This is a genomic window from Modestobacter sp. SYSU DS0904 (assembly GCF_054051115.1).
The window spans coordinates 153,518-179,208 of sequence record NZ_JBJHAQ010000005.1 but is presented as its reverse complement, the minus strand read 5'-3'; the positions used below and the strand labels follow the sequence as shown (position 1 = coordinate 179,208).

26 protein-coding genes and 1 tRNA gene are annotated in these 25,691 nt (G+C 74.9%); 9 read left to right on the top strand and 18 right to left on the bottom strand.

Features of this window, described 5'->3' with window-relative positions; all coding sequences use genetic code 11:
* Complete coding sequence (locus ACI79U_RS05460) at positions 1-933, top strand: NAD(+)/NADH kinase (RefSeq protein WP_457071662.1); 933 nt, start codon at positions 1-3, stop codon at positions 931-933.
* 77 nt (positions 934-1,010) lie between these two features.
* On the opposite strand, the gene ACI79U_RS05455 is transcribed toward ACI79U_RS05460, so the two are convergent.
* Positions 1,011-1,796, bottom strand: coding sequence for a transglutaminase-like domain-containing protein (locus ACI79U_RS05455; RefSeq protein ID WP_457071664.1), 786 nt, complete (start codon positions 1,794-1,796; stop codon positions 1,011-1,013).
* 166 nt (positions 1,797-1,962) lie between these two features.
* On the opposite strand from ACI79U_RS05455, the gene ACI79U_RS05450 reads away from it, so the two are divergent.
* Positions 1,963-2,784 (top strand): SGNH/GDSL hydrolase family protein, encoded by an 822-nt coding sequence (locus tag ACI79U_RS05450; RefSeq protein ID WP_457071666.1) that lies wholly within the window; start codon positions 1,963-1,965, stop codon positions 2,782-2,784.
* Positions 2,785-2,876: 92 nt separating this feature from the next.
* Here ACI79U_RS05450 and ACI79U_RS05445 read toward each other — a convergent pair whose 3' ends face one another.
* From ACI79U_RS05445 to ACI79U_RS05435, 3 genes are all read right to left on the bottom strand, one after another.
* Positions 2,877-5,294: a putative bifunctional diguanylate cyclase/phosphodiesterase gene (locus ACI79U_RS05445; protein WP_457068940.1), complete on the bottom strand. Its 2,418-nt coding sequence runs from the start codon at positions 5,292-5,294 to the stop codon at positions 2,877-2,879.
* A 90-nt stretch (positions 5,295-5,384) separates the two neighbouring features.
* Complete coding sequence (locus ACI79U_RS05440) at positions 5,385-5,837, bottom strand: STAS domain-containing protein (RefSeq protein ID WP_457068942.1); 453 nt, start codon at positions 5,835-5,837, stop codon at positions 5,385-5,387.
* Positions 5,838-5,944: 107 nt separating this feature from the next.
* Positions 5,945-6,247, bottom strand: a complete 303-nt coding sequence (locus ACI79U_RS05435; RefSeq protein ID WP_457068944.1) for a DUF427 domain-containing protein — start codon at positions 6,245-6,247, stop codon at positions 5,945-5,947.
* A 128-nt stretch (positions 6,248-6,375) separates the two neighbouring features.
* On the opposite strand from ACI79U_RS05435, the gene ACI79U_RS05430 reads away from it, so the two are divergent.
* Entirely contained in the window at positions 6,376-7,407 is a 1,032-nt protein-coding gene (locus ACI79U_RS05430) for an LLM class flavin-dependent oxidoreductase (RefSeq protein WP_457068946.1), read from the top strand.
* Between the two features lie 19 nt (positions 7,408-7,426).
* On the opposite strand, the gene ACI79U_RS05425 is transcribed toward ACI79U_RS05430, so the two are convergent.
* From ACI79U_RS05425 to ACI79U_RS05415, 3 genes are all read right to left on the bottom strand, one after another.
* The gene (locus ACI79U_RS05425; protein WP_457068948.1) at positions 7,427-8,404 is read right to left on the bottom strand and encodes an anti-sigma factor RsbA family regulatory protein; all 978 of its coding nucleotides are present in this window, start codon (positions 8,402-8,404) and stop codon (positions 7,427-7,429) included.
* Between the two features lie 61 nt (positions 8,405-8,465).
* Positions 8,466-9,203 (bottom strand): ANTAR domain-containing protein, encoded by a 738-nt coding sequence (locus ACI79U_RS05420; RefSeq protein WP_457068950.1) that lies wholly within the window; start codon positions 9,201-9,203, stop codon positions 8,466-8,468.
* Positions 9,204-9,402: 199 nt separating this feature from the next.
* Entirely contained in the window at positions 9,403-9,825 is a 423-nt protein-coding gene (locus ACI79U_RS05415) for a hypothetical protein (RefSeq protein WP_457068952.1), read from the bottom strand.
* 530 nt (positions 9,826-10,355) lie between these two features.
* On the opposite strand from ACI79U_RS05415, the gene ACI79U_RS05410 reads away from it, so the two are divergent.
* Positions 10,356-11,174, top strand: coding sequence for a hypothetical protein (locus tag ACI79U_RS05410; protein WP_457068954.1), 819 nt, complete (start codon positions 10,356-10,358; stop codon positions 11,172-11,174).
* A gap of 145 nt (positions 11,175-11,319) precedes the next feature.
* Positions 11,320-11,949: a LysE family translocator gene (locus tag ACI79U_RS05405; RefSeq protein WP_457068956.1), complete on the top strand. Its 630-nt coding sequence runs from the start codon at positions 11,320-11,322 to the stop codon at positions 11,947-11,949.
* Positions 11,950-12,155: 206 nt separating this feature from the next.
* On the opposite strand, the gene ACI79U_RS05400 is transcribed toward ACI79U_RS05405, so the two are convergent.
* Positions 12,156-12,228, bottom strand: a tRNA-Arg gene (locus ACI79U_RS05400).
* A gap of 238 nt (positions 12,229-12,466) precedes the next feature.
* On the opposite strand from ACI79U_RS05400, the gene ACI79U_RS05395 reads away from it, so the two are divergent.
* The 3 genes from ACI79U_RS05395 to ACI79U_RS05385 all read left to right on the top strand — a co-directional run bounded on the left by ACI79U_RS05395 (position 12,467) and on the right by ACI79U_RS05385 (position 15,662).
* Positions 12,467-13,006 carry a single-stranded DNA-binding protein gene (locus tag ACI79U_RS05395; protein WP_457068958.1) on the top strand — a complete coding sequence of 180 codons (540 nt, stop codon included), beginning with the start codon at positions 12,467-12,469 and terminating at the stop codon, positions 13,004-13,006.
* Between the two features lie 116 nt (positions 13,007-13,122).
* On the top strand, positions 13,123-14,793 hold the full coding sequence (gene ettA, locus ACI79U_RS05390) for an energy-dependent translational throttle protein EttA (protein WP_457068960.1): 1,671 nt from the start codon (positions 13,123-13,125) through the stop codon (positions 14,791-14,793).
* A gap of 209 nt (positions 14,794-15,002) precedes the next feature.
* Entirely contained in the window at positions 15,003-15,662 is a 660-nt protein-coding gene (locus ACI79U_RS05385) for a maleylpyruvate isomerase family mycothiol-dependent enzyme (protein WP_457068962.1), read from the top strand.
* Here ACI79U_RS05385 and ACI79U_RS05380 read toward each other — a convergent pair.
* Positions 15,655-16,086 (bottom strand): protein-tyrosine phosphatase family protein, encoded by a 432-nt coding sequence (locus ACI79U_RS05380; RefSeq protein WP_457068964.1) that lies wholly within the window; start codon positions 16,084-16,086, stop codon positions 15,655-15,657. The genes ACI79U_RS05385 and ACI79U_RS05380 overlap by 8 nt on opposite strands.
* Before the next feature lie 73 nt (positions 16,087-16,159).
* Here ACI79U_RS05380 and ACI79U_RS05375 point away from each other — a divergent pair, with 73 nt between their 5' ends.
* Positions 16,160-16,573: an acyl-CoA thioesterase gene (locus ACI79U_RS05375; RefSeq protein WP_457068966.1), complete on the top strand. Its 414-nt coding sequence runs from the start codon at positions 16,160-16,162 to the stop codon at positions 16,571-16,573.
* Positions 16,574-16,609: 36 nt separating this feature from the next.
* On the opposite strand, the gene ACI79U_RS05370 is transcribed toward ACI79U_RS05375, so the two are convergent.
* The 9 genes from ACI79U_RS05370 to ACI79U_RS05330 all read right to left on the bottom strand — a co-directional run bounded on the left by ACI79U_RS05370 (position 16,610) and on the right by ACI79U_RS05330 (position 25,690).
* Positions 16,610-17,149 (bottom strand): MOSC domain-containing protein, encoded by a 540-nt coding sequence (locus ACI79U_RS05370; RefSeq protein WP_457068968.1) that lies wholly within the window; start codon positions 17,147-17,149, stop codon positions 16,610-16,612.
* Positions 17,146-17,793 carry a CbiQ family ECF transporter T component gene (locus tag ACI79U_RS05365; RefSeq protein WP_457068970.1) on the bottom strand — a complete coding sequence of 216 codons (648 nt, stop codon included), beginning with the start codon at positions 17,791-17,793 and terminating at the stop codon, positions 17,146-17,148. Before ACI79U_RS05365 ends, ACI79U_RS05370 begins: the two co-directional genes overlap by 4 nt.
* On the bottom strand, positions 17,790-18,533 hold the full coding sequence (locus ACI79U_RS05360) for an energy-coupling factor ABC transporter ATP-binding protein (protein ID WP_457068972.1): 744 nt from the start codon (positions 18,531-18,533) through the stop codon (positions 17,790-17,792). The genes ACI79U_RS05365 and ACI79U_RS05360 overlap by 4 nt, the downstream gene beginning before the upstream one ends.
* The gene (locus ACI79U_RS05355; protein WP_457068974.1) at positions 18,530-19,090 is read right to left on the bottom strand and encodes a biotin transporter BioY; all 561 of its coding nucleotides are present in this window, start codon (positions 19,088-19,090) and stop codon (positions 18,530-18,532) included. The genes ACI79U_RS05360 and ACI79U_RS05355 overlap by 4 nt, the downstream gene beginning before the upstream one ends.
* A 34-nt stretch (positions 19,091-19,124) precedes the next feature.
* On the bottom strand, positions 19,125-20,708 hold the full coding sequence (locus tag ACI79U_RS05350) for a glycoside hydrolase family 13 protein (protein ID WP_457068976.1): 1,584 nt from the start codon (positions 20,706-20,708) through the stop codon (positions 19,125-19,127).
* A gap of 83 nt (positions 20,709-20,791) precedes the next feature.
* Positions 20,792-21,190, bottom strand: a complete 399-nt coding sequence (locus tag ACI79U_RS05345; protein WP_457068978.1) for a globin — start codon at positions 21,188-21,190, stop codon at positions 20,792-20,794.
* On the bottom strand, positions 21,187-22,509 hold the full coding sequence (locus ACI79U_RS05340) for an MFS transporter (RefSeq protein WP_457069073.1): 1,323 nt from the start codon (positions 22,507-22,509) through the stop codon (positions 21,187-21,189). Before ACI79U_RS05340 ends, ACI79U_RS05345 begins: the two co-directional genes overlap by 4 nt.
* Positions 22,506-23,522, bottom strand: coding sequence for a mechanosensitive ion channel family protein (locus tag ACI79U_RS05335; RefSeq protein WP_457068980.1), 1,017 nt, complete (start codon positions 23,520-23,522; stop codon positions 22,506-22,508). The genes ACI79U_RS05340 and ACI79U_RS05335 overlap by 4 nt, the downstream gene beginning before the upstream one ends.
* Positions 23,523-23,596: 74 nt before the next feature.
* A complete protein-coding gene (locus ACI79U_RS05330) occupies positions 23,597-25,690 on the bottom strand; it encodes a prolyl oligopeptidase family serine peptidase (protein WP_457068981.1) in 2,094 nt (697 codons plus the stop codon).
* Position 25,691 lies beyond the last annotated feature (1 nt).

Below are 25,691 nucleotides of genomic sequence, written 5' to 3'. Positions count from 1 at the left end.
GTGCACGACGGCAGCCGCATCGGGCTGGTCCTGCACCCCCACCGCGACTGCTCCGGTGCCGCCGCGCAGGTGGCCGCCTGGACCACCACCCACGACGTCGAGCTGGTCGGCGGGGCCGAGGACGTCAGCCGGCTCGGGCTGACCGGGGTCACCCCGGTGCCGGTCGCCGAGCTCGCCGACACCTGCGACGGGATCATCGCCCTCGGCGGGGACGGCACCCTGCTCGGCGCCATGCGGCTGGTCGTCGCCCGGCCGGTGCCGGTGCTGGGGGTGAACTTCGGGCGGCTGGGCTTCCTCACCGAGGTGGAGGGCCGCGAGCTCGACGCCGCGCTCACCGCGATGGCCGAGGGGCGGTCGACCATCGAGACCCGCAGCTGCCTGGTGGTGCGCGGGCCGGGCTGGGAGACCGTCGCCTTCAACGACGTCGTGCTCGCCCGGGTGCCGGGGGAGGGGATGGTCGACGCGACGCTGTCGGTGGCCGGCCGCCGGTACGGGCACTACCGCAGCGACGCGCTGATCATCGCCACCCCGATGGGCTCCACCGCCTACAGCTACGCCGCCGGCGGCCCGGTGATGTCCCCGGGTGCGGAGGGGGTGCTGGTCACGCCGTCGGCGCCGCTGAACGGCATCGACCGCACCGTCGTCCTGGGCCCGCACGAGCTGCTCGAGCTGACCCTGCCGGCCACCGCCGGCCGGCCCGCGCTGGAGGTCGACGGGCTGGTCCGCGGCCGGCTGGGACCGGGCGACGAGCTGCAGGTGTCCACCCGCGCCGAGGCCGGGCTGCTGGTGCGCCTGGACGACTGGGCCGGCGCCGACCGCAGCCGGGTCAGGCTCTCGCTGCTGGACCTGCCGCTGCTGCCCGAGGAGCTGGTCGAGCTGGTGCCCGACGAGCTGCGCCGCCGTCAGCCGGGCGGGGTCTCCGAACCCAGCTGACGTGGCTCCCTCGCGGGGGCCCGCCGCGAGCTTGCGAGTGGTGGGGGCGAGGGGGTCCTTCACCACGCGAGCGCCCATCACGCCAGAGCCCAGGGCTCCTCGCTGGGTGCGGGCAGGTCGCCGTCGACGGTGGCGGTGACCGTCATCGCGCCCAGCGTGGCCCGGCCGCCGAACAGCGACAGGAAGGCGGTGTCCGCGGCGTCGCGGCCCGAGCAGATGCGCACCAGCGCCGACGTCGGCGCCAGCCGGGTCGCGTCGACGGTCCGCCACACGCCGTCGACGTCGGCCTCGACCACCGCGTGGAAGTCCATCGGCGACAGGCCCGGGGCGTAGACGGCGACCAGGCGGGCCGGCACCTCCAGGGCACGCAGCAGCGTGACGGTGAGGTGCGCGTAGTCGCGGCACACCCCCTGCCCGAGCAGCAGCGTGTCGACGGCGGTGTCCACCGGGCGGCTGGACCCGGCGGTGTAGACGAGCCGGTCGTGCACCCACGCGGCGACCGCGGCGACCAGCTCCGCGCGCGGCAGCGACCGGTCGAACTCGGTGCCGGCGTAGCCCTCCAGCTGGTCCGACGGGCAGTAGCGGCTGGGCCGGACGAACTCCGCCCACTCCGCGGGGGTCACCACCCGCGGCCGGCCGTCCCCGGTCACGTGCCCGGTGTAGGCGATCGTCGTCTCCCCGGCCGGCAGCTGCAGCCGGTGCACCCGCGCCCCGGGGACGGCGATCTCCTCGGCCGCCACCGGCCGTCCGTCGCAGAGCACGGTGAGCTGCTCACCGGCCGGCGCGGCCAGCGCCACCTGCAGCAGGGCGGTCGCCGGGGCGGGGGAGGAGACGGTCAGCCGGCAGGCCACGTCGGTGCGCATGCGAGCATCCTGGCCGCCGCGTGTTGCGGGCGTGTGGCCGGCCGCAGGCACCTGGTCCGTGGGAGGTCGTGGTCTGCCCACCCCGGGTGGGCGGACCACGATCGTCCGGCGAAGGGATCCCCGGGGGCCGGGTGGGCGGCGTGCGGGGATGTGGTGCAGTGGTCACGTGCAACCGGGAAGTGACCGACGGACGTGGCAGCGCTACATCGCGCTGGGGGACTCCTTCACCGAGGGGCTCAGCGACCCGGACCAGGCCGCACCCGACACCTTCCTCGGCTGGGCCGACCGCCTCGCCGGGCACCTGGCCGCGGCCGCCCCCGGCGGGGAGATCGAGTACGCCAACCTCGCGATCCGCGGCCGGCTGCTGGCGCAGGTGCTCGACGAGCAGGTGCCGGTGGCGCTCGCGGCCGCGCCGGACCTGGTGAGCCTGGTCGCCGGCGGCAACGACCTGCTGCGCCCCGGCGCCGACCCCGACCGGCTGGCCGCCGACCTGGAGACCGCCGTGATCGCGTTCCGGGACGCCGGCGCCGACGTGCTGCTGGCCACCGGCGTCGACCCCCGGAAGACCCCGATCCTCCGGCGCACCCGCGGCCGGGTCGCCGTCTTCAACGCGCACCTGTGGTCGATCGCCGCCCGGCACGGCGCCGTCGTGCTGGATCAGTGGGGCGCGACCTGGCTGCAGGACGCACGGATGTGGGACCCCGGTGACCGGATCCACCTGACCGCCGAGGGGCACCGGCGCACCGCGCTGGCCGCCGCCGCGGCCCTCGGGGCGCCGGCGGCCGACGACGACGTCGACTGGCGCACCCCGCTGGAGCCGGCGCCGCCCGCACCGGTCCGCGAGGTCGCGGCGCAGGAGCTGGCCTGGGTGCGTGGGTTCGTGCTGCCCTGGATCGGCCGCCGGCTGACCGGGCGCTCCTCCGGCGACGGCCGGACCGCCAAGCGGCCGGTGGTGGCACCGCTGGGCGGCACCACGCGGATCGGGTAGGCGGATCGGGTAGGCGGATCGGGTAGGCGGATCGGGCAGGCGCCTCGGGCCGGACGCCCGTGCGGTGCCCGGGTGGGCACTGCACGGGACGGTCAGCGGTCGCCGGGCTCGGGGTGCTCCCGGCCGACCGGACCGGTGGCCGGGCCACCGGACGGGCGGGGGAACGGCTCGGACCGCGGCCCGTGGCCGGCGAACTGACCGTTGTCGGCGGAGTCGCGGGGCTCGGGGAGCCGCAGCGCATCCGGCCGGCCGCTGGCGGCCAGCAGCGCGCTGAGCTCGGCCAGCGCGCTGGACGGGGCGAAGGAGTGCGGGTCGAAGGACTGGTCGGACCCGTCCGCCGCTGGTGCGGCGGCTGCCGGCTCCGCCGTCCCGGTGTCCCCGCGCCCGAACAGCGGGATGGGCTGGGCGATCGGCCCGGACGTCGGCTCCGCGGCGCGCGGCGCGCGGGCCGCCGGCGGCTCGGGGGTCTCCGGCAGGTCCTCGGGCTCGGCGAAGTCGCGCGGGTCGGTGGCGAGCACCGCGAAGGAGTCCAGCTGCGGGACGGCGGGGTAGACGTCGGCCTCCGGTGCGTGCACCTCTACGTCCGGGCCGCCCTCGACGCCGTCGCCCGTCCCGCCGTCGGCCACGGCTGCCTCGATCTCGCCGGTCGCCGGGGTCGGCGGGCCGTGCTGGCCGTCCTGGTCGTCGCCGTCCCGGTCGTCGTCGCCGTCGGCATCGCCGTCCGGGAGCACGGCGGGGTCGTCCAGGCCGATCAGGTCCAGCGGCACCGCCAGGTCGCCCAGCTCGCGGGGCGGCAGCGGCGCCGGCCGCCCGAAGGCGTAGCCCTGCGCCATCGCGCAGCCGTGCTCGCGCAGCCAGCGGGCCTGGTCGCCGTCCTCGATGCCCTCGGCGATGACCTGCAGGCCCATGCCCTGGCCCAGCTGCAGCAGCCCCTGCACCAGGGCGGCGGTGGCCGGCTGGGTGACCACGTCGGCGACGAAGGAGCGGTCGATCTTCACCGTGTGGATCGGCAGCCGGTGCAGCGCGGTGATCGCCGAGTAGCCCGTGCCGAAGTCGTCGAGCGCCAGCGTCACGCCGCTCTCGGTGACCTGGTCGACCGCGTGCAGCGTGGCGTCGGCGGCGAACAGGGCCGTGGACTCGGTGATCTCCAGCTCCAGCCGCGCCGCGGCCAGGCCGGACTGGGCCAGCGCGTCGGCGACCAGCTCGCTGAAACCGGGCTCGGCCAGGTGCCGGGCGGAGATGTTGACGTGCACCCGCAGGTCGGGGTCCCAACCGGCGGCGTCCCAGCAGGCCTGGTGCAGCACCCAGGCGCCCAGCCGCGAGGTGAGCCGGTTGTCCTCGGCCGCGGACAGGAAGGCCCCCGGCGGGAGCAGTCCGCGGGTGGGGTGCTGCCAGCGGATCAGCGCCTCGTAGCCCAGCAGGTGCTCGTCGGACAGGGCGACGATCGGTTGGTAGAACAGCCGCAGCTCACCGGCCTCCAGCGCGTGCCGCAGATCGGTCTCCAGCTGGAGCTGGTCGACGTAGCCCTCCCCGAGCGCCTCGTCGTGCACCTCGACCCGGCCGCGTCCGCCGTTGGCCTTGGCCCGGGCGAGCGCGCTGTGCGCCTGGCGGAGCAGCGCCTCCGGGGCCAGGTCGGTGCCGAGGGTGACCCCCACGCTGGCCGAGAGGGTGATCTCCCGGTCGCCGACGTGGAAGGGCTCGTCGAGCACCGAAAGCAGCCGGTCGGCGATGGTCCGCAGCCCGTCGACGTCCTCGACCTCCTCGGCCAGCACGAGGAACTCGTCGGCGCCGAAGCGGACGGCGGTGTCCTCGACCCGGGTGCTCCAGCGCAGCCGGTCGGCGACCTGGCAGAGCAGCTGGTCGCCGCCCTCGTGGCCGAGGGAGTCGTTCACCGCGGTGAACCGGTCCAGGTCCAGGTGCAGCAGCCCGACCGAGGTGCCGCGCCGGCGGGAGAACGCCAGCGCCCGGCCCAGCCGGTCGGTGAGCGCGCGCCGGTTGGGCAGCCCGGTCAGCGGGTCGGTGAAGGCGCGGCGGACCAGGTCCTCCTCGGCCCGGCGACGGTCGGTGACGTCGACCATTGACAGCAGCACGAACTGGAGGTCGCCGTTGGCGTGGTGCACCAGCTCCTGGGACTGGTGCACCCAGACGCTCTCGCCGTCGGCACGCCGGAGCCGGCGCTCGCCGACGACGGCCAGCTGGGGGTCCAGCAGCGGGGTGCCCGGCACGTGGTCGGTGGCGCGGTCCTCCAGCGGGACGTCGTCCGGGTGGGCCAGCAGGTCCAGGTGCCGGCCGGTCAGCTCACCCGAGGTGCGGCCGGTCAGCTCGCACAGCGCCGGGTTGACCAGCAGCAACCGCCCGCTCGGGTCGACCACGGCCTTCCCGATGGGTGCGGCGAGGAAGAGGGCGCGGAAGAGCTGTCCCCGGTCGGCCAGCAGGACGTCGGCCGCGCGCAGCCGCTGCCCCGTGCCGGGCCCGGAGGCGCTCGACGACTCGGGTGCGGAGGAGGTCACGGGGGACAGCCTCGCTCATCGCCGGGCCCGATCCACGGAACCTCGACCGCGTGGCCGTGTTCGTGCCGTCACTCTTGGTGACAAGTCGGGTCACCGGAGGACCATGTGCCTGACGGGGGTGGTGGGGCTGCCGCCCCCGGTCGGACGCCGCGCGGGCGGGGCCGGCGAGCGGACGGCTGCCGGCACCGCGGCGTCGGTGAACAGCCCGGTCAGCCCGGTCAGGGTGAGCAGCCGGGTGAGGCACCGGTCGGCGGCCGCCAGCCGCAGCTCCCGGCCGGCCGCGGTGGCCGTCCGGGCGGCCGCGGCCAGCGCGCGCAGGCCACCGGCGTCGCAGAAGGTCAGCTCGGAGGCGTCGATCGTCCACCGGACGTGGTCGGTGACCAGCAGTGCGGCGAAGGCGTCCCGCAGGTGGTGTGCCGACTCGCGGTCCAGGTCGCCCCGGAGGTGGATGCAGCCGGTGGCCCAGTCGAGCGAGACGATCAGCGTCGGGTCGTCGGAGAGCGGATCGGTGTTCGTGAGGATCCCCTTCCGGGGGTCACCCACCGGAGGCCGGCTCCGGCGGAGGCGCGCCCACCGGGCGCGTCGCGAGGGCCGGAGCTTCGACCCGCTTCGACGGTAGCAGCGGCGCGCAACCACTCGGACGGTCCCGTTCAGGAATCGACGCTGACCCCGGGGGAGAAGGCGACGTAGCCGGCGAAGTCCCGGCCGACGCGCTCGACCGCCGAGGGCTTGAGGTCCGGGTAGCTCCAGGCGCCGTCCCGGCGCACCCCGGCGGGGGTGACGACGTCCCAGTACTGCGCGGCGCCCTTCCACGGGCAGGTGTAGGCCGTCGGGCTCTCGGTGAGGGTGCCGGGCACGACCGCCGCGGGCGGGAAGTACCAGTTGCCCTCGATGCGGACCAGCTCCTCCTCGGGGGCCTCGGCGAGAACGGTTCCGTCGACGGTGGCGCGCATGGCTGTCTCCTCTGGTCTCGGTGGGTCCGTCCACCGGCTCAACCCCGTCGGGGCGCCGGATCGTCCCGGGCGGGAACAGCGACCGCCGCCGGGGCGCTGAGCGCCAGGAGACGACGAGAGGTGGACGTGTGGACAAGCGGATCGGCTTCCTGAACTTCGGGCACTGGCAGCCCATCCCCGGCTCGCGGGTGCGCACCGGGGCCGACGCCCTGCTGCAGACCGTCGAGCTGGCGCAGGCCGCCGAGGAGCTCGGCGTCGACGGCGCCTACGTGCGGGTGCACCACTTCGCCCGGCAGCTGGCCTCGCCGTTCCCGCTGCTGTCGGCGATCGCCGCACGGACCCGGCGGATCGAGATCGGCACCGGCGTCATCGACATGCGCTACGAGAACCCGCTGTACATGGCCGAGGAGGCCGCCGCCGCGGACCTGCTGTCGGCCGGCCGGCTGCAGCTGGGGATCAGCCGCGGGTCACCGGAGACGGCGCTGCGCGGGTCGGAGGCCTTCGGGTACGTGCCGGCCGAGGGCAGCGACGACGCCGAGCTGGCCCGGGAGAAGACCGCGCTGTTCCTGGCCGCGATCAGCGGGGCGGCCGTGGTCGACGCCGACCCGCGGATGGTCGGGGGCAACGCGCGGCTGGCGGTCCAGCCGCAGTCCCCGGGGCTGCGGGAGCGGATCTGGTGGGGCTCGGGCACCCGGCAGACGGCGGTGTGGACGGCGCAGCAGGGGATGAACCTGATGAGCTCCACGCTGCTCAGCGAGGACACCGGGGTGCCCTTCGACGAGCTGCAGGCCGAGCAGATCGCGCTGTTCCGCGCGGCCTGGGCCGACGCCGGCTGGGCGCACCAGCCGCGGGTGTCGGTGAGCCGCTCGGTCATGCCGATCACCACCGACGAGGACCGGCAGTACTTCGGCGGCGAGCGCACCAGCACCGACCAGGTCGGGCTGCTGGAGGGCGTGCGTGCCCGGTTCGGCAAGAGCTATGCCGGCGAGCCGGACCAGCTGGCCGAGGAGCTGGTCAAGGACGCCGCCGTCCGGGATGCCGACACCCTGCTGCTGACCGTCCCGAACATGCTGGGCGTGGACTACAACGCCCGGCTGCTGGAGACGATCACCCGGCACGTCGCCCCGGCGATCGGCTGGGTCCCGCCCGCGGCGCGCTGAGCCGGGGCTGCAGGCCCGCTCAGCGTGCCGGCAGCTCCGTGGTCACCCGCACCGTGACGCCGCGCTCGTCGGTCCAGATGTCGACGTGGTCGCAGAGCTGGCGGGCCAGCCACAGCCCCATGCCACCGCGGGAGAGGTCCTCCCCGTGCGCCGGTCCGTAGCCGGCGAACGGGTCACCGGGGCCGCGGCCGCCGTCGACGACGGTGCACACGACGGTGCCGCCGTCGGCCCAGACCCGCACGTCGACCGGGGGGTTGCCGTGTACGAGCGCGTTGGTGACCAGCTCGTCGATGGCCAGCAACAGGTCGTCGGTGGCGTCGGGGGAGCGGTCCACTGCGGACAGCAGCGGGACGAGAGCGTGCCGGACGGCGCCCGGGCGGGTCACCCCGTCGGCGGCCAGCAGCGGGGGCGTGGCCTGCAGCGGCTCATCGGGCACGGGCAGTTGCCGCAGCAGGCGCTCGGGCGGCTGGACGCCCGGGTTGGGGTGGCGCCCACGGTCGTCGAGGACGTGCCCGTGCGTGCAGTGCGCCCAGCGCACCACCTGCGCGGGCAGCCGCCCGGTGTCCTGCAGGCAGAGGAACCACACCGGCCAGCCGGCCAGGGCGTGCTCCAGCACCGCCTCGTAGCGCTGCCACTCCAGCCAGTCGCGCGCATGCATCTCGCCGGGGAGCTCGGCGACCACCCGCAGGTGCCGCCCCGGCGGCGGTGGCACCTGGGCCACCAGCCGCCGGAAGGCGGTCAGCGTCGCGGGGGTGCGCCGGCCGTAGACGTGCTGCTGGTCGACGAAGGTCAGCCCCGGAGGGGCCCCGAGGGTCGACCGCACGACGTCGGCGACCGGTGTGCTGGTGACCACGACGACCGGGTCGCCGGCAGCCAGCCCGTCCCGCACGAAGGGGAGGGCGATCGCGGCCAGGCCGGCCGGGGAGGTCGCGAAAGCCACGTCGTGCACCAGACCGCCCGACGGGCGTGCCGTCAGGTCGGGCGCGGACAGGGTCACGCATCAGTCCCTTGTTCGTCCGGAACCGGCTCTCGGCTGAAACGGCCCCGCGCCAGCGAGGCTACGACAGGGTCGGTGGGCCCGCAGCCGGCCGGGTCGGGGTGACCCCGGACCCCGGCGGGAGCTGGCCGGTCTCGGCGAGTTCCTGAGCCAGGTCGAACAGCTTGGTGTTGGACTGCTGGGACAGCCCACGCAGCAGGGCGAACGCATCCGCGGCGGTCATCTTGTACCGCTCCATCAGGATCCCCTGGGCCTGGCCGATGACCGTCCGGCGTTCCACCGCCTCCTCCAGGTTGCCGGCCCGCCGGGCCGACGCGAGGACGACCGAGGTCAGCGCGGCGAAGGACTCGGCGTCCTCCGCCGGCAGCGCGACCAGCGCGGGGGCGTCGGCGCCGTAGAGGTTGAGCGAGCCCAGCGGCCGCGCCTGGCTGCCCAGCCGGACGCTGAGCACGCCGGTGTAGCCGGTCTCGGAGGCGACCCGGGACGCCCACTCCGGCCACGGCGTCCCACCGTCGACCAGCGAGGCGCGGACCAGCGGGCTGCCGGCGGCGGCGTCCAGGCACGGGCCCTGGGCCAGCTCGTACTGCCAGCCGTCGGCCCGCACGGCGCGCTCGCTGGAGGCGGCCACCGTGTCCGGTGACCGGCCCGGGGCGACCGAGGTCAGGCTGGCATCGGTGCACCCGGGCAGCTGCGCGACGGCCGCGCGCACGAGCACGTCGAGGGCGTCGGGGCCCCAGGTGCCCCGGCCGAGTGCGTCGATCACCTGGTGTGCCAGGGAGGTGAGGGGGGTGTCGCCCACGGGCGGGAGGGGCGGCGGTGCGCCGGACACGACGATCTCCGAGAGGTCCTGGGCCGGCGCAGGGCTGTGACGTCAACCCGCGACGGCGCGGCCCCGGGAGGACGCCGGAGGAGCACTCGGCGACCCCGCGAGGTCCCGCCACTTTACTGGTGCACAACCGAGCGGGTCGGAGGTGGTCGGTCACCGGCCGTACGCCGGATCACTCGTCGCGGGGTGGCACCTCGCCGGTCAGCTCCTCGGGGACCGGGACACCGGTGAGCTCGAGCAGGCGCCGCACGGTCTGCTCGACGAACAGGTCCTCCGGGTCGTCGTCCTCGTCGTCCGGCGCCAGCAGTGCGGCCACGTCCTGGGGGTCCACCTCCCGCCCGGTGGCCAGCCGGGCCCAGCGGGCGAGCCCGTGCGCCTCCGCGTCGTTGTCGACCGGCGCGCTCGCCGTCGGGTCCTCGAAGTAGACGCGGGGCTGGAAGCCGAGGTAGCAGCGCCCGCCGGCGTCCCCGGCCGGTCGGTAGTCGACGGTGGCGATGTCGCTGTCGTGGACGTCGACGGCCAGCCAGGGCTCGCGGCGGGCGTCCGGGCTGGTCCAGGTGCCGTCGCTGTAGGTGAACGTCCCGAAGAGGCCCATGGCGGGGCAGGCTAGCGATCGCGGCGCCGATCGGCGGAGCCCTCCCTGCTGTGCCGACCCGCAGGCAGCCGGCGGCTGAACGGTGAGAAGCCTCTCCCGGCATCGCCGGGCGTGCCCCGAATTCACCCTGCAGGCTGTGACCGGCCTGTGACTGGAACGTGCGGTCGGTGAGCTGGCCACCTGAACCGCCGGTCGGGGCGGCAACAGCGGGCGTGGCGGTGGCGAGCAGCACGGTCAGCGCTGCCAGCGCGGTGCGGAACGGGCGCACGAGGGCTCCAAGAGCGTCGAGTGATTCGGACATCTCGCCGACGGGGGCGTGGACGACCCGTCCGTTCCGCGGCTGATGACCTTCACCGGCGCCGGGTACACCGCCCAGCACCAACCTGTACGCGGCCGGGATCGACCCCTCCCAGCCGGTCGGGCTGCTCGTCTACGCCGACGGCACCGGCGAGTACGGGTTCGAGAACCCGTCGGCCACCTACTCACTCGGTGGGGTCAACGGGGTCGTCGCCGTCGCGAAGCGGCACAACATGATCCTGCTGACGCCGTCGAGCCCCAATCGCAGCTGCCAGTGCTGGGAGCGGGGCGACCCGGCCGGCTACGCCGACCACCTCGCCGCGCTGATCGAGTCCGTCTACGCCCAGTACGACATCGACCGGGACCGTGTGTGGCTGGGCGGGTACAGCACCGGCGCGCAGCTGACGACCCGGTTCCTGTTCCCCCGGCACTCGGAGCTCATGACCGGCGGCGGGACCATCGTGATCGGCGGGGGTGGCGCACCCGCGGTCACCGCAGACACGTTCCCAGCGTCGCTCAAGGCCAACGTGCACATGCACTGGGACACCGGCGAGCTGGACACCGACACCAACGGGTCCGCGCCCGGCGGCCTGAACTCCCTGAACGGTCCCTACGGGGCCAAGGTCGGCGAGGCCTGGTACGCCGACCGCGGTTTCCGGACCTCGCACGAGCACCCGGCCGGGGTCGGCCACGCCCGCAACGGTCAGTTCGGCACCATCATCGAGGGTGTCCTCAACCGGCACGCCACCCCGATCGCCGGGTTCGAGCCCGTGGCCAGCCCGCAGCCGTGGGAGCACACCGTCACCCCGACCCGCGTCGGCGTGACCGTGTCCGCGTACGTCCCACCGAACACGACCCGGACCACCCTGCGGGTCTCCGCGTCGCCCTTCGGCTCGCAGACCGGCTTCTACACCTACCGCACGACCAGCGGCGACGTCGTCCCGCTGGCCATCACCAGCAGCCTCGCGCCGAACAGGTCGTACCACTACCAGCTGGAGACCGGTACGGATCGCACAGTGGTCGCGTCCGGCACCTTCCGGACCCTTCCCTGACGCGGACCGACCGCCGGACCCCGGGTCGTCGCGTCGCCGGCAGAGCGTCGGCCCGGTAGGACGGGTCGGTCCCGACCACGGCCGCCGGTCACCTGGTCCCCGGGGCCCAGGTGACCGGCGGCCGTGTCCGCCTATCGTCGCGATCGTGACGTGGACCGCCTACGGGTCGTTCCTGACCCTCGCGGTGGTGCTGGTCCTCGTGCCGGGTCCGGACTTCGCGGTGGTGACCAGGAACGCCTTGGCGGCCGGCCGCCGCCGAGGGGCCTGGAGCGCTGTGGGCGTGTCCAGCTCGAATGCCGTTCAGGGGATCGCGGCGGCTGCCGGTCTGGGTGCGGTGATCACGCGCTCCCAGCCGGTCTTCCAGGCGATCAGGTGGGTGGGCATCGGGTACCTGGTCCTCCTCGGGGTGCAGGCCATCCGTTCGGCGATCGCGGGGCGCTACACGACCCCCGACGCGCCGCGGGACACCGGATCGGGCCAGGCTCTGGCCGGCTGGCGCCAGGGGTTCATCTGCAACATCACCAACCCCAAGGTGCTGGTGTTCTACCTCGCGGTGCTGCCGCAGTTCCTCGGCCGCACCGCACCGCTGGGCGCGCTGCTGGCCTTCGCCCTCAGCCACGCGGTCCTCTCCCTGCTGTACCTGCTCCTGCTCGTGGCCGGGATGCACCGAGCGCGGCGGCTCCTCTCCCGGCGCCCGGTCCGGCGCGCCCTGGATGCCGCCACCGGTGCCGCGTTGCTCGGGTTCGGCGCCCGGCTCGCCACCGAGCGCACCTGAGCCGACGCGCTGCGGCTCGTGGTCGGAGCGACTGCCGCACGCAGCAGAGCTGCTGTTGGCCGCCTTCGCGCACGGCGGTGGCGGCCACGACGAGCACCGGGACGCCCGGCCCGGCGTGGACGGCTCCGCGTCCGGGGACGACGAGCGCCCGGACCCACGATCCGTGGGCCCGGGCCGCCGCGGTGCGGTGCGGTGCGGGACCAGGGCGCGCCCGGCAGGGATCGAACCTGCGACCAAGTGCTTAGAAGGCACCTGCTCTATCCGCTGAGCTACGGGCGCTCGCGCCCGATCATGACATCGGCGGCCGGGGACGGGGTGGGAACGATGCCGTGCTGCAACCCTGCGTCGCGGTAGCCGCCGGCGGCCCGGCCCGCCGGCGGCCGTCCACAGCCGGGGTGCGCGTCCACATCCGGACCGGAGCCCTGTCCCGGCCGCGGCGTCCCCGCGACGGTGGGTCCACGCCGGCGAACCGCCGGCCGCGCCGGCCCCCGGCGCCCCACCTCGCCCGAGGAGCACCGTGAACGACACCCCGCTGCACGTCGTCGGCAACGTCGTCGACGTCCCGCGCCAGAACCGGACCAGCAACGGCTCGGTGACCAACTTCCGCATGGCCTCCACCTCCCGTCGCTGGGACGAGGAGACCAAGGGCTTCATCGACGGCGCCACGCTGTGGATCGATGTCGCCTGCTGGGGAGACCTCGGCGGCAACGTCGCCCGCAGCGTCACCAAGGGCGACCCGGTCCTCGTCGTCGGCAACCTGCTGACCGAGTCCTGGGAGAGCGAGGCGGGGCGCCGCAGCTCGAACCGGATCAAGGCCACGGCCGTCGGGCTGAACCTGGCCCGCGGGTGGTCGGACTTCACCCGGCCGGCCCGCGTCGACCGGTCGCCCGCCCATGCCTCCCCGGCGGAGCCGGCCGGGGAGGTGGCCGGGGAGGTGGCCCCGGACGGCGACCCGTACGCGCACCGGCCCACGGACTACATCGAGGGGGAGGAGACGTTGCACGGGGCAGACTCCGAGGTCACGTCCCAGGAGCCGGCGGTCCCGGCGCTGACGTGAGCCTCCCCGACTGGGAGGATCGGAGCTGAGAACGCAGGGGGCGGGGCCGGTGCCCGCCGAGCGCGGCCGCCCCGCCCCGCCCCCATTCGCGACCTGACGGAAGGCTCGACAGCCCAGTGGCCCAGTACATCTACTCCATGGTCCGTGCGCGCAAGGCGCACGGCGACAAGGTGATCCTCGACGACGTGACCCTGGCGTTCCTGCCCGGCGCGAAGATCGGTGTCGTCGGCCCCAACGGCGCCGGCAAGTCGACGGTCCTGAAGATCATGGCCGGCATGGAGACCGCCTCCAACGGCGACACGGTGCTCGCCCCCGGGGCGACCGTCGGCATCCTCCAGCAGGAGCCCCCGCTCAACGAGGAGCTCGACGTGCGCGGCAACGTCGAGGAGGCGGTGGCCGACCTCCGCCAGGCGCTGACGCGCTTCGAGGAGGTCAGCGCGGCGATGGGGGAGCCCGACGCCGACTTCGACGCGCTGATGGCCGAGCAGGGCGAGCTCATGGAGGTCATCGAGAACGCCGACGGCTGGGAGCTCGACAACCGCATCGAGCAGGCGATGGACGCGCTGCGCTGCCCGCCCGGCGACGCCGACGTGACGGTCCTGTCCGGTGGGGAGCGCCGCCGGGTGGCGCTGTGCAAGCTGCTGCTGGAGGCGCCCGACCTGCTGCTGCTCGACGAGCCCACCAACCACCTGGACGCCGAGAGCGTGGCCTGGCTGGAGCAGCACCTGGAGAAGTACGCCGGCACCGTCGTCGCCGTCACCCACGACCGGTACTTCCTGGACAACGTGGCCCAGTGGATCCTCGAGCTCGACCGCGGCCGGGCCTACCCCTACGAGGGCAACTACTCCACCTACCTGGAGACCAAGGCCACCCGGCTCAAGGTCGAGGGGGCCAAGGACGCCAAGCGCGCCAAGCGGCTGAAGGACGAGCTGGAGTGGGTCCGCTCGGGCGCCAAGGCCCGCCAGGCGAAGAGCAAGGCGCGGCTGGCCCGCTACGAGGAGATGGCCACCGAGGCGGACAAGTTCCGCAAGCTGGACTTCGAGGAGATCCAGATCCCGCCGGGCCCGCGGCTGGGCAACGTGGTCATCGAGACCAAGGACCTCACCAAGGGCTTCGGCGACCGGGTGCTGATCGACGACCTCTCCTTCACGCTGCCGCGCAACGGCATCGTCGGCGTGGTGGGGCCCAACGGCGTCGGCAAGACCACGCTGTTCAAGATGCTGGTCGGCGAGGACAAGCCCGACGACGGCGAGATCAAGGTCGGCGAGACGGTCAAGGTCGCCTACGTCGAGCAGAGCCGCAGCGGCATCGACTCGAACAAGAGCCTGTGGGAGGTCGTCTCCGACGGCCTGGACCACATCAAGGTCGGCAACGTCGAGATGCCCTCCCGGGCCTACGTCTCCGCCTTCGGGTTCAAGGGCCCCGACCAGCAGAAGAAGGCCGGGGTGCTCTCCGGTGGTGAGCGGAACCGGCTGAACCTGGCGCTCACCCTCAAGCAGGGCGGCAACCTGCTGCTGCTCGACGAGCCCACCAACGACCTGGACACCGAGACGCTCACCAGCCTGGAGGGTGCGCTCCTGGAGTTCCCCGGCTGTGCCGTGGTCGTGAGCCACGACCGCTGGTTCCTCGACCGGGTGGCGACGCACATCCTGGCCTACGAGGGCGACTCGAAGTGGTTCTGGTTCGAGGGCAACTTCGACGACTACGAGAAGAACAAGGTCGAGCGGCTGGGCCCCGACGCGGCGCGTCCGCACCGGGCCACCTACCGCAAGCTCACCCGCGACTGAAGAAGGACCCCGCTGCCCCCCACGCCTCGTACCTCGGCGCGGGACCCTGCAGCGGGGCCGCTCCAGCACGTTGCGTGGCCGGTCGGAGCTCTCGCTCCGGCCGGCCGTCGTGGTAGGCGGGCGTCGCGGGCACCGGACCGGGCAGGTCTCCCCTAGGGTCGCGGCACCGTGCCGCCCGCGGCGGCCGTCACCTGCGCGGAGGAGTTCGGATGGACCTCATGCCGCTGGCCCGAGCCGAACGCGAGGACCTGCTCGCCCTCCTCGTCGGCCTGACGCCGGAGCAGTGGCGCGCCCCGTCCCTCTGCGCGGGCTGGACCGTGCAGGACGTCGTCGCGCACGTGATCAGCTACGAGGAGCTGTCCGCGCGTCAGCTGGCCGCCCGGTTCGCCCGGGGCCGGCTGGCCTTCGACCGGGTGAACGCGCTCGGCCTGCGCGAGTACTCCGCACGGTCCCCTGCCGAGCTGGTCGAGCTGCTGGGCCGTCACCTCACCCCCGCGGGGCTGACCGCCGGGATGCACGGGGCCATCGCCCTCACCGACGGGCTGATCCACCACCAGGACATCCGGCGGCCGCTCGGCCTGCCCCGGACCATCCCGCCCGGACGGCTGGTGCCGGCGCTGCGCACCGCCCTGTTCGCGCCCACGCTGCTGGGCGCGTGGCGCGTCCGCGGGGTCCGGCTGGTGGCCACCGACGTCGACTGGGCGTTCGGTCGCGGACCCGAGGTCCACGGCCCGGCGGAGGCGCTGCTGATGACGCTGGCCGGCCGCGGGCAGGCTGCAGCGGAACTGTCCGGTCCCGGCCAGGGCCGCGTCGCCCGGCGGACCGCCCCCGGTCCCGGGGACGACGCGCCGGCGCAGCCGGTCAGCTGATCCCGAACCGGGCGATGAACCGGGCCTGGCCGCGGGTCTCCACCGCGTGCCGCCGGTAGTGGCTGCGCACGTAGGCGACCGCCCGGGCCGCCGGCAGCCCGTCCAGCACGGCCAGGCAGGCCAGCGCCGTCCCGGTGCGCCCGGTGCCGCCGGTGCAGGCCACCTCCACCCGCTCCGTCGCCGCTCGCTCCCAGACCTCGACCAACGCCTCGTGCAGGTCACCCGGGACGGCGGGCAACCGGAAGTCGGGCCAGCGGACCCAGCGGGTCTCCCACGGCACCGGGCAGGGCGGCCGGCCGAGCAGGTACACGCCGAACCCCGGGGCCGGGCCGGGCGCCAGCTCCTGCCGCAGCCCACGCCCACGCACCCGGCGCCCCGAGGGCAGCACCAGCACGCCGGGCTCGCCGTCGCCCCAGGGGTCCATGCCCGAACCGTAGGCCGGGCCGGCCCCGGCGGGAACCGGGTCCGTGCACGACGTCGACAGGCGATGAGGCAGGGTGACCACCGTGAGGCACACCGTCGCCGTCCCGATGCGCTGGTCGGACATGGACGTCTACCAGCACATCAACAACGTGGCCTTCCTCGACTACTTCGAGATGGCGCGGGTCGACCTGTTCTTCGACCAGCCGACGCACGACGAGGAGACCGGGCTCCGCCGCGGCATCGTCGTCGCCAGCCACGAGATCGCCTACAAGCGCCCGGTGGTCTACGACGCCGAGCCGCTGCAGGTGCAGATCTGGGTCTCCGGTGTGCGGGCGGCCTCCTTCACCTGCCACTACGAGCTCCGCGACCACGGGCAGCTCGCCGTCACCGGCAGCACGGTGCTGGTGCCGTTCGACTTCGCGCTCAACCGCCCACGCCGGCTCACGCCGGAGGAGAAGACCTTCCTGGCCGCGCACCACGACGACTGACCCGGCGGACGACTGACCCGGAGCGGGTGCGCGGGGTCAGCCGGGCAGGGCGACGATGCGGGGGACCGGCCGGTCGGCTCCGGTCGGCGCTCCGCGGCGGGCGGCCTCGGCGTCGTCCACCGGCGCGACGGCGGCGCCCTCGGTGACCTCACCGCCGCCGAACACCGCCGCGTTGATCCCGCCCCGCGGCGCCAGCGGCTTCACCAGCCGCATCCCGGTCAGCCGCTCCAGGTGCGCGCACGGCGGGCACCGCTTGGTGCCGAACAGCAGCACCTCGCCGACCAGGAAGTACCGCCCCACCAGCGCGGGCAGCTCGATGCCCCGGGTGACCAGGTTGCGCCGGGTCTGCCCGGGGGAGAGGTCGATGCCGGCCTCGGCCGCCACCACCGCGACGTCGTCGACGTCGATCAGGGTCACCTGCTTCTCCTGCACCGGGTACTGCGCCCAGGTGCCGCCGCCGGCGGCGTAGCGGTCCCCGGCCAGCCCGACGCCGGGCACCGCCGGCACCGACGCGCGGCGCACCATCGGCGCCGCCGCCTCCGGCGCCGTCCAGATCTCCAGCACCCGACCGGTCACGACCGCTCCCTCCACCGGCGCGGCACCGGCTCGTCGTCGGCACCGCGGGCGTCCAGCGCCTCCGCGGTGGTGTGCGCCATCTGCAGCACCTGCACGAGCACCGGGACGACGAGTCGGACCAGCGCCCGCGGCCCCCGGGTGGTCCCGCCCCGGGCCGCCTGCGCCTCGCGGACCCGGTCGGCGCGTTCGGCGACCAGCGGGATGAACCGCAGCGCCATCGCCAGCGCCAGCCCCACCCGTGCCGGGCGCACCCCCACCCAGCGCAGCGGGCCGCAGAGCCGCTCGATCACCGCGACCATCGCCGTCACCCGGGTCGTCGAGGTCACCACGGCCGCGGCCAGCACCAGGGTCAGCAGCCGCAGCACCACCGTCGCCCCGGTGACCAGGTCGGTCAGCAGCGCGTGCACCACGAGCAGCGCGACCAGCCAGACCAGCACCGCACGTCCCTGGCGGGCCAGCACCCGCACCGGCAACCGGGCCGGCCCCACCCCGACGGCGAGCACGGCGACGAGCGCGACCGCGGTGGTGGTCAGGGTGGGCAGGGTGAACAGCAGCACCGCGAGCGCGGCCAGCAGCAGCAGCTTCGCCCCCGCCGGCGCCCGGTGCACCGGGCTGGCGCGCGGGACGTACAGCGCGAGGGTCACGCCCGGCCCGTCATCAGCGCGCGGTAGGCGGCCACTGCGGCGGCCGGTCGGTCGTCGGCGACCACCCGGCCGCCGTCGACCACCAGCACCCGGTCGAAGCCGTCGAGCAGGTCCAGCTGGTGGGTGACCACCACGACCCGCTGGTCCAGGTCGGCGATCAGCTCCGCCACCCGTCGCGCGTTGACCAGGTCCAGCAGCGTGGTCGGTTCGTCGAACACGATCCGGGCCGGGCGCATCACCAGCACCCCGGCGATGGCCAGCAGCTGCTTCTGGCCGCCGGAGAGCAGGTGCGCGGGGTGGTCGGCGTGCCCGGCGAGGCCGTAGCGGTCCAGCACCTCGGCGACCCGCTCGGTGCGCTCGGCCGGCGGCACGCCCTGGTTCTCCAGCCCGAAGGCGACGTCCTCGGCCACCGTCGGGTGCACGATCTGCGCGTCCGGGTCCTGGAAGACGAACCCCACCCGGCGGCGCACCGCGCGCACCTGCGTGGCGGTGTCCAACCCGTCGACCAGCACCCGCCCCGCCGTCGGCACGACCAGCCCGTTGAGCAGCCGGGCGAGGGTGCTCTTGCCCGACCCGTTCGCGCCGACGACGCCGACCCGGTGCTCGGTCAGCGTGAGGTCGACACCGGTGAGCACGGCGCGCTCGCCGTAGGCGTGCGAGACGCCCTGCAGCTCGATGCCCCGGGTCGGGTCCGGCTCGGGGTCAGCGGCCGCCCGCGACGCGGCGCGCCGGGGCCTCACGAGGCCGGAGCCACCCGGGCCCGCTCGATCACCGGGTAGCTGCGCCGCACCTGGACGGCGATCGCCGCGGCGACCACGGCCTTGACCGCGTCCCCGATGAGGAACGGCAGCACGCCGGTGGCGATCGCCGCGCCCAGGGAGAGGTCGGCGACCGCGGCCAGCACCGGGACGCCGATCAGGTAGATCACGACCATGCCGCCGACGGCGTTGACCAGCGTGCCCCACACGACGTTGTACCGGTTCCAGACCCGCTCGGTGAGCAGCCCGGTGACGAAGGCGGCGATCGGCCAGGCCACCAGGTACCCGGCGGAGGGGCCGGCGAAGACCCCCAGGCCCCCGGCGCCGCTGGCCAGCAGCGGCAGGCCGGCGGCCACCAGCGCCAGGAACAGCAGCTGGGACAGGAAGCCGCGCTTGGCCCCCAGCACCGCGCCGGCCAGCATCACGCCCAGGGTCTGCGCGGTGATCGGCACCGGGCCGATCTGCACCGCCGGGATCATGCCGAGGACGGCGGTGAGCGCGGCGAACAGTGCGACGTACGCGAGGTCACGGGTCTTCACGGGCGGGAAAGCTACCGGACCCCGGCCGCGCGGCTCAGTGGGTGAGCCACACCGTCCCATCGTCCGGGACGACGCCGTCCGTGACCGGCTCACTGGCCAGCAGCACCTGGCCCTCCGGGAGCGGCACCGGCGCGCCGGAGACGTTGAGCAGGCAGACCAGCCCGCCCGCCCGGCGGAACGCCAGGCAGCCCGCGGGGGCCGGCAGCCACTCCACGCCCTCACCGGCGAACGCGGGCGAGCCCTGGCGCAGCCGCAGCGCCGCCCGGTACAGCGACAGCATCGAGTCCGGGTCCTGCTCCTGGGCCTGCACGGTCAGCGGGCCCCAGCCCTCCGGCATCGGCAGCCAGGTGTCCGGGGTCGAGGAGAACCCGTAGGCGGGCCGGTCACCCGACCAGGGCACCGGCACCCGGCAGCCGTCGCGGCCGCGCTCGGTGTGCCCGGAGCGCTCCCAGATCGGGTCCTGCAGCACCTCGTCGGGCAGGTCGACGTCGGGCATGCCGAGCTCGTCGCCGTTGTAGACGTAGGCGACCCCGGGCAGGGCCAGCTGCAGCAGCGCCGCCGCCCGCGCCCGCCGGGTGCCCACCGCACCGCCGCCGTACCGGGTGACGTGCCGGGGCCGGTCGTGGTTGGACAGCACCCAGCAGGGCGGCGCCGGCGTCGTCGACACGGTGTTCAGCGAGTGCTCCACGGCCGCGCGCAGCTCCTCGACGTCCCACTCGGCGGTGAGCAGCCGGAAGTTGAAGGCCAGGTGCAGCTCGTCGGGGCGCAGGTAGTGCGACAGCCGCTCGTCGTCGAAGACCCACACCTCGCCGACCGCCATCCGGTCGGGGTACTCGTCGAGCACCGCCCGGACCCGGCGGTGCAGGGCGTGCACGTGGTCCTGGTCGAACCGGAGGTCGCCCGGGCCGTCGTCGGCGAACAGGCCGGTGTCCTCCGCCGGCACCATGTCCGGCAGCCCCGGCGGCTTGGCCATGCCGTGGGCGACGTCGATCCGGAAGCCGTCGACCCCCCGGTCCAGCCAGAACCGCAACGTCTCCTCGAGGTCGGCGACGACCTCCGGGTTCGAGTAGTCCAGGTCGGGCTGCTCCGGGGCGAACAGGTGCAGGTACCACTGCCCGTCGGGCACCCGGGTCCAGGCCGGCCCGCCGAACACCGAGGGCCAGTTGTTCGGCGGCTCCGCGCCGTCGGGCCCGTCGCCGTCGCGGAAGAAGTACCGGGCCCGGGCCGGCGACCCCGGCGGGGCGGCCAGCGCCTCGGCGAACCACTCGTGGTCGTGCGAGCTGTGGTTGGGCACCAGGTCGATGGTCACCCGGATGCCGCGGGCGTGCGCGTCGGCCAGCAGGGCGTCGAACGCGTCGAGGTCGCCGAACACCGGCTCCACGTCGCGCGGATCGGCGACGTCGTAGCCGTGGTCGTGCATCGGCGAGGGGTAGAACGGGGTGATCCACAGCGCGTCGACGCCCAGCTCGCTGAGGTAGGGCAGCCGGCTGCGGATGCCGGCCAGGTCACCCACGCCGTCGCCGGTCGCATCGGCGAAGCTGCGCACGTAGATCTGGTAGAAGACCGCCTCCCGCCACCAGTCGGCGTCAGGGCGGGGGGACATCGGGACCGCGGTCACCGGGCTCCTCAAAGGCTTGTGCAGGTGCGGCCCCGGTGCAGGGGCCCACCGCGAGCGTGCGAGTGGTGGGGGCAGCGGGGTCCTTACCGGTTCTGCATGCTCTGTGCCGCCATGACCAGGTAACCCCACAACGTCGCGTCCTGCTCGTCGGTGAGCTCCAGGGAGTCGACGGCGTCGCGCATGTGCCGCAGCCACGCGTCGCGGGCGGCCACGTCGACGGCGAAGGGCGCGTGCCGCATCCGCAGCCGCGGGTGCCCGCGGTTCTCCGAGTAGGTCTTGGGCCCGCCCCAGTACTGCTCCAGGAACATCCGCAACCGGGTCTCCGCGCCGTCCCAGTCGTCGGCGGGGTACATCGGCCGCAGCACCGGGTCCTCGCGCACCCCCGCGTAGAACCGGGAGACGAGCGCCCGGAAGGTGGGCTCGCCGCCGACCTCGTCGTAGAAGGTGCGCGCCGAGGGCAGCGACCGGCTGGTCTCGCTCATGCCGTCGATCGTCCCTCAGCCGGGCCCGTCCGGGGCACGGGGCCGGCGTCGTACGCGTCACGTCCGGGACGGGTGCGGTGCAGGCCCACCAGCGGGCCGGCGAGCGCGACCAGCCCGATCCCCCCGGCCAGCGCGACCACGGTGCCCGGTGCGAGCACCTCGGCGCCCAGCCCGGCCAGCACCACCCCGAGCCCCTGCACGCCCGACAGCCCGGCCACCGCGACGCCGAAGGCCCGGCCGCGGTAGGCGCTCGGCACGGCCTGCACGAACGCCACGTTCAGCGGGATGCTGCTGGCCCCGCCGAGCCCCGCGACGAACAGCAGCACCAGGACGACGACGTAGGCCGCCGAGCCGGTGCCCAGCCACAGCGGGGTGAGGCCGGCCAGCAGCACCCCGGCCAGCGAGAGCACCAGCAGCGGCACCAGCAACCGGGTGCGCACGTGCGGCGGGCAGAAGCGGCCCACCAGGAGGCCGCCGATGGCGGTGCCGGCCGGGTTCGCGGCCAGCAGCAGCCCGGCGGCCGCGGCGGTGCCCTGCAGCTGCAAGGCCCACGGGGTGGCGATCCCCTCCGGTGCGTTGATGAACAGCGCCCCCACCCACAGCACCGTGACGATCGCGAGCAGCCGCGGGGAGCCGGCGATGAACCGCAGCCCGCTGCCGGTGTCCCGCCAGATCGAGCCGGCGTCGTCCTCGGCGGCCGGCGCGGGCCGGCGCTGCAGCCCGCGGGTCAGCCAGACGGCGGAGACGGCGAAGGTGGCGGCGTCGATCAGCAGCGCCGCCGAGGGGGAGAGCGCGGTGATCAGCGCACCGCCCAGCAGGAAGCCGATCAGCTGGCTGACCTGGGACGCGACACCGGTGAGCGAGGTGCCCACCGCGTAGCGGTCGCCCTCCAGGACGTCGGCCATCAGCGCCGAGCGGGCCGCCTCGAACGGTGGGGCGCACATCGCCACGACCAGCAGGAGCCCCAGCAGCACCGGCAGCGGCGTCCCCGGGACGGCCATCGCGGCGACCAGCACCGCGCGGGCGACGTCGCTGGCGATGAGCACCCGGTGCCGGGGGAACCGGTCGGCCAGCGAGGCCAGCACCGGCCCGACCAGCACCCAGGGCAGGTAGCTGATGGCGAAGGTGATCGCGGACAGCAGCGCCGAGTCGGTGCGCTGGTAGACCAGCACGGTCAGCGCCACCCGGGCGAGCTCGTCGCCGATCGTGGACAGCGTGAAGGAGCCGAACAGCGGCCGGAACTCGGCGACCGCGAAGACCTGCCCGAAGGTGGCCGGCCGGCCGGGAGTGGTGTCCCGGTCGGGACGACGGCGGCTCAGCGGGTGCCCGCGCCCGGGCCGGCGCCCATCCCCAGCAGGGGGAGCGGCGTGCGGATGCCCTCGGTCGCGAAGCGCTCCTTGAGCCGCTGCCGGAGCTCCCGGGCGACCTGCCACTGGACGGCGTTGGTGGTGCGCACCTGCACGCGCAGGACGACGCCCTCGGCGGTGATCTGCTCGACGCCGAGGGACTCCGGCTCGCCGAGGAAGACCTCGGCCCACTGTGCGTCGGTGGCCATCGCGTCGGCGACCTCCTGCATGACGGCGCGGCAGCGCTCGAGGTCGGTGTCGTGGGCGACCGGCATGTCGATGACCACCTGGGCGAAGCCCTGGCTGCGGTTGCCCACCCGCAGCACCTCGCCGTTGCGGACGTACCAGACCACGCCGTTGATGTCGCGCAGCCGGGTGATCCGCAGGCCGACGGCCTCGACCGTGCCGCTGGCCTCGCCCAGGTCGACGACGTCCCCGACGCCGTACTGGTCCTCCAGGATGATCCCGATCCCGGCGATGAAGTCCTTGACCAGGTTCTGCGCGCCGAAGCCGAGCGCGACGCCGATGACGCCGGCACTGGCCAGGATCGGCGCCAGGTTCATCCCCAGCTCGCCGAGCACCAGGACCACGGCGATGCCGAGCACCGCGAACGACGCGCAGCTGCGCAGCACCGACCCGATCGCCTCGGCCCGCTGGGTGCGCCGCGCGGCGATCAGCTCGATGCCGTCGGGGTCGGCCTGCCGGGCGCGGTTGCGCCACGGCCGCAGGATCGTCGGGACGGCGCCGGTGGCGGTGCGGTCGGTCAGCCGGTGGATCGCCCGGTTGAGCAGCAGCCGGAGGACGGCGGCGATCACGACGATCAGCAGGATGCGCGCCGGCCGGCCGACGATCGTGTCGGCGTTGGCGGCCAGCCAGTCCAGCCCGGTCCACTCCCACAGGCGCGCGCACAGCGACCCCGGGTCCGCCGCACAGGCGGGTGCCGGTGCTCCTGCGTCGGCTGCCGTGACCGTGTGTGTGCCGTTCATCGCGCGCAGTCTCGCAGGTGGGTTCCAGGCCGTCGATCACCCGGACGGTGTCGTTCCGTGGCTTCCCCCGCCGGTCAGCCGCCGGTGCGCGGCTCCTGGGCCGGGGAGGCCCCGGTGTGCGCGGCCAGGAACGCCAGCTGGTCGGCGGCCAGCCCCACGGTGCGGCTCACCGCGCGGGCGCCGTGCCCCACCGACAGCTCCCGCCGCAGCACGATGGGTGCCTCGGCGGAGGTCGCGTGCTGCAACGCCGCGGCGAGCTTGCGCGCGTGCAGCGGGTCGACCCGGGTGTCGGACTCGAAGGTCGTGAACAGCACGGCCGGGTAGGCGGTGCCCTCCACCACCCGGTGGTAGGGCGAGTAGCCCAGCAGCCAGCCCAGCTCCTCGGGATCGGCGGCGGTGCCGTACTCGTCGTTCCAGGTGCGGCCCAGCCCGAACAGCTCGTACCGGACCATGTCCAGCAGCGGCGCGCTGCAGACCACCGCGGCGATCAGGTCCGGGTGCTGGGTGGCCATCGCGCCGACCAGCAGCCCGCCGTTGGAGCCGCCCATCACGCCCAGCTGCGCCGGCGTGGTCCACCCGGTGGCGATCAGGTGCTGCGCGGCGGCGGCGAAGTCGTCGAACACGTTCTGCTTGCGCTCCCGCATCCCGGCCCGGTGCCACTCCTCACCGTGCTCGGAGCCGCCGCGCAGGTTCGCCACCACCCACACCCCGCCGGCGGCGACCCAGGACAGCGCCTGCGCGCTGTAGGCCGGGGTGAGCGAGACGTTGAACCCGCCGTAGCCGTAGAGCACGGTGGGGCGCGGCGAGTCGGGCAGGCCGGAGGGGGAGAGCACGAACAGGTGCACCGGTGTCCCGTCCGCCGACGTCGCGTGGGTCTCCACCACCTGCACGCCGGGCACCGACCCGGCGACCGGCGCCTGCTCGTGCGTGGTCAGCGCGGTGGGCTCGGCGGCGTCCCAGCCGAGCACGGACGGCGGCGTCGCGTAGTCGGTGAAGCCGACCCAGGCGGTCGTGCCGCCCTCCGGGGGCGCGCTGACGCCGGTGACGCTGCCCGAGCGCAGGTCGGTCACCTCGGCCAGTCGGCCCGAGCCGTCCCCGGCCCACAGGGAGAGCCGGTCGGTGGCGTCGACCGCGTGCACGGCCAGCACGCGCAGGTCGCCGTAGGGGCCGTCGACCAGGGCGACGTCGGAGAGCACCCCGTCGTCGGCCTGGGGGACCACCTCCCGCCAGGCCGCCGGCGCCCAGCTGGCCGGGTCGGCCGGGTCGGCCACCACCAGCCGGCCGCGGGGGGCGTCCCGGTCGGTGTGCAGCCACAGCCGGCCGTCGCGGGCCACCCAGGCCGAGGTCTGCGCGTCCACGCCCACCTGCAGCTCGCGGAGGACGCCGTCCCCGGCCAGGTCGGCCAGCCAGACGTCGTCGCGCGGCGCCGTGCCCACCGATGCCGAGACGACCAGCCAGCGGCCGTCCGCGCTGGTGCGCGCGCCGAAGTAGGTCGAGGGGTCGCTGCCCTCGCCGTGCACCAGGACGTCGGTCTCCGGGTCGCTGCCCACCCGGTGGCGCCACACCCGGCGGTGGAACTGCTCCTCGCCGGCCGGGACGAGCTCGGGGGCCAGCCGGCGCACGTAGAACAGCTCCTGCCCGCCGGGCAGCCAGCCGACGGGGGAGTAGCGGCAGCGGTCGATCGGGCCCTCGACCAGCTCGCCCGTGCCGACGTCCAGGACGAACAGCTGCGACTCCTCGTCGCCGCCGACCGAGATCTGGTAGGCCAGCCGGTCGCCCTCCCACGACGGTGACCAGGCGTCCAGCGTGGTGGTGCCGGCCGGGTCCAGCGCCGTCGGGTCGACCAGCACCCGCACGCTGCCGTCGGGCTCGGTGACCCGCAGGACCGCGTGCTCCTGGCCGGGATCACGCCGGGTGGAGAAGGCGCGCCCGCGGCGCCACACCGGGATGCCGACCGCACCGGCGTGCACGAGCTCGGCCAGCCGTTCGGCGAAGTACGGGCGCGCGGGCAGGCCACCGAGCAGCTCCGCGGCGAGCTCGTCCTGGGCCGCGGCCCAGCTGGCGGTGCGGCCGTCGGCGGGGTCCTCCAGCCACCGGTAGGGGTCGGCGACCCGGTGACCGTGCAGGTCCTCGACCAGGTCCAGGCGGGGGGCGTCGGGATAGCGCACG

Excerpts from the sequence above, each read along its gene's own strand:
- ACI79U_RS05455 (WP_457071664.1), bottom strand. The coding sequence starts at position 1,796 with ATGCGCACCGACGTGGCCTGCCGGCTGACCGTCTCCTCCCCCGCCCCG.
- ACI79U_RS05435 (WP_457068944.1), bottom strand. The coding sequence starts at position 6,247 with ATGCGCGCCACCGTCGACGGAACCGTTCTCGCCGAGGCCCCCGAGGAG.
- ACI79U_RS05415 (WP_457068952.1), bottom strand. The coding sequence starts at position 9,825 with ATGGGCCTCTTCGGGACGTTCACCTACAGCGACGGCACCTGGACCAGC.
- ACI79U_RS05410 (WP_457068954.1), top strand. The coding sequence starts at position 10,356 with ATGATCCTGCTGACGCCGTCGAGCCCCAATCGCAGCTGCCAGTGCTGG.
- ACI79U_RS05385 (WP_457068962.1), top strand. The coding sequence starts at position 15,003 with ATGGACCTCATGCCGCTGGCCCGAGCCGAACGCGAGGACCTGCTCGCC.
- ACI79U_RS05380 (WP_457068964.1), bottom strand. The coding sequence starts at position 16,086 with ATGGACCCCTGGGGCGACGGCGAGCCCGGCGTGCTGGTGCTGCCCTCG.
- ACI79U_RS05345 (WP_457068978.1), bottom strand. The coding sequence starts at position 21,190 with ATGAGCGAGACCAGCCGGTCGCTGCCCTCGGCGCGCACCTTCTACGAC.
- ACI79U_RS05335 (WP_457068980.1), bottom strand. The coding sequence starts at position 23,522 with ATGAACGGCACACACACGGTCACGGCAGCCGACGCAGGAGCACCGGCA.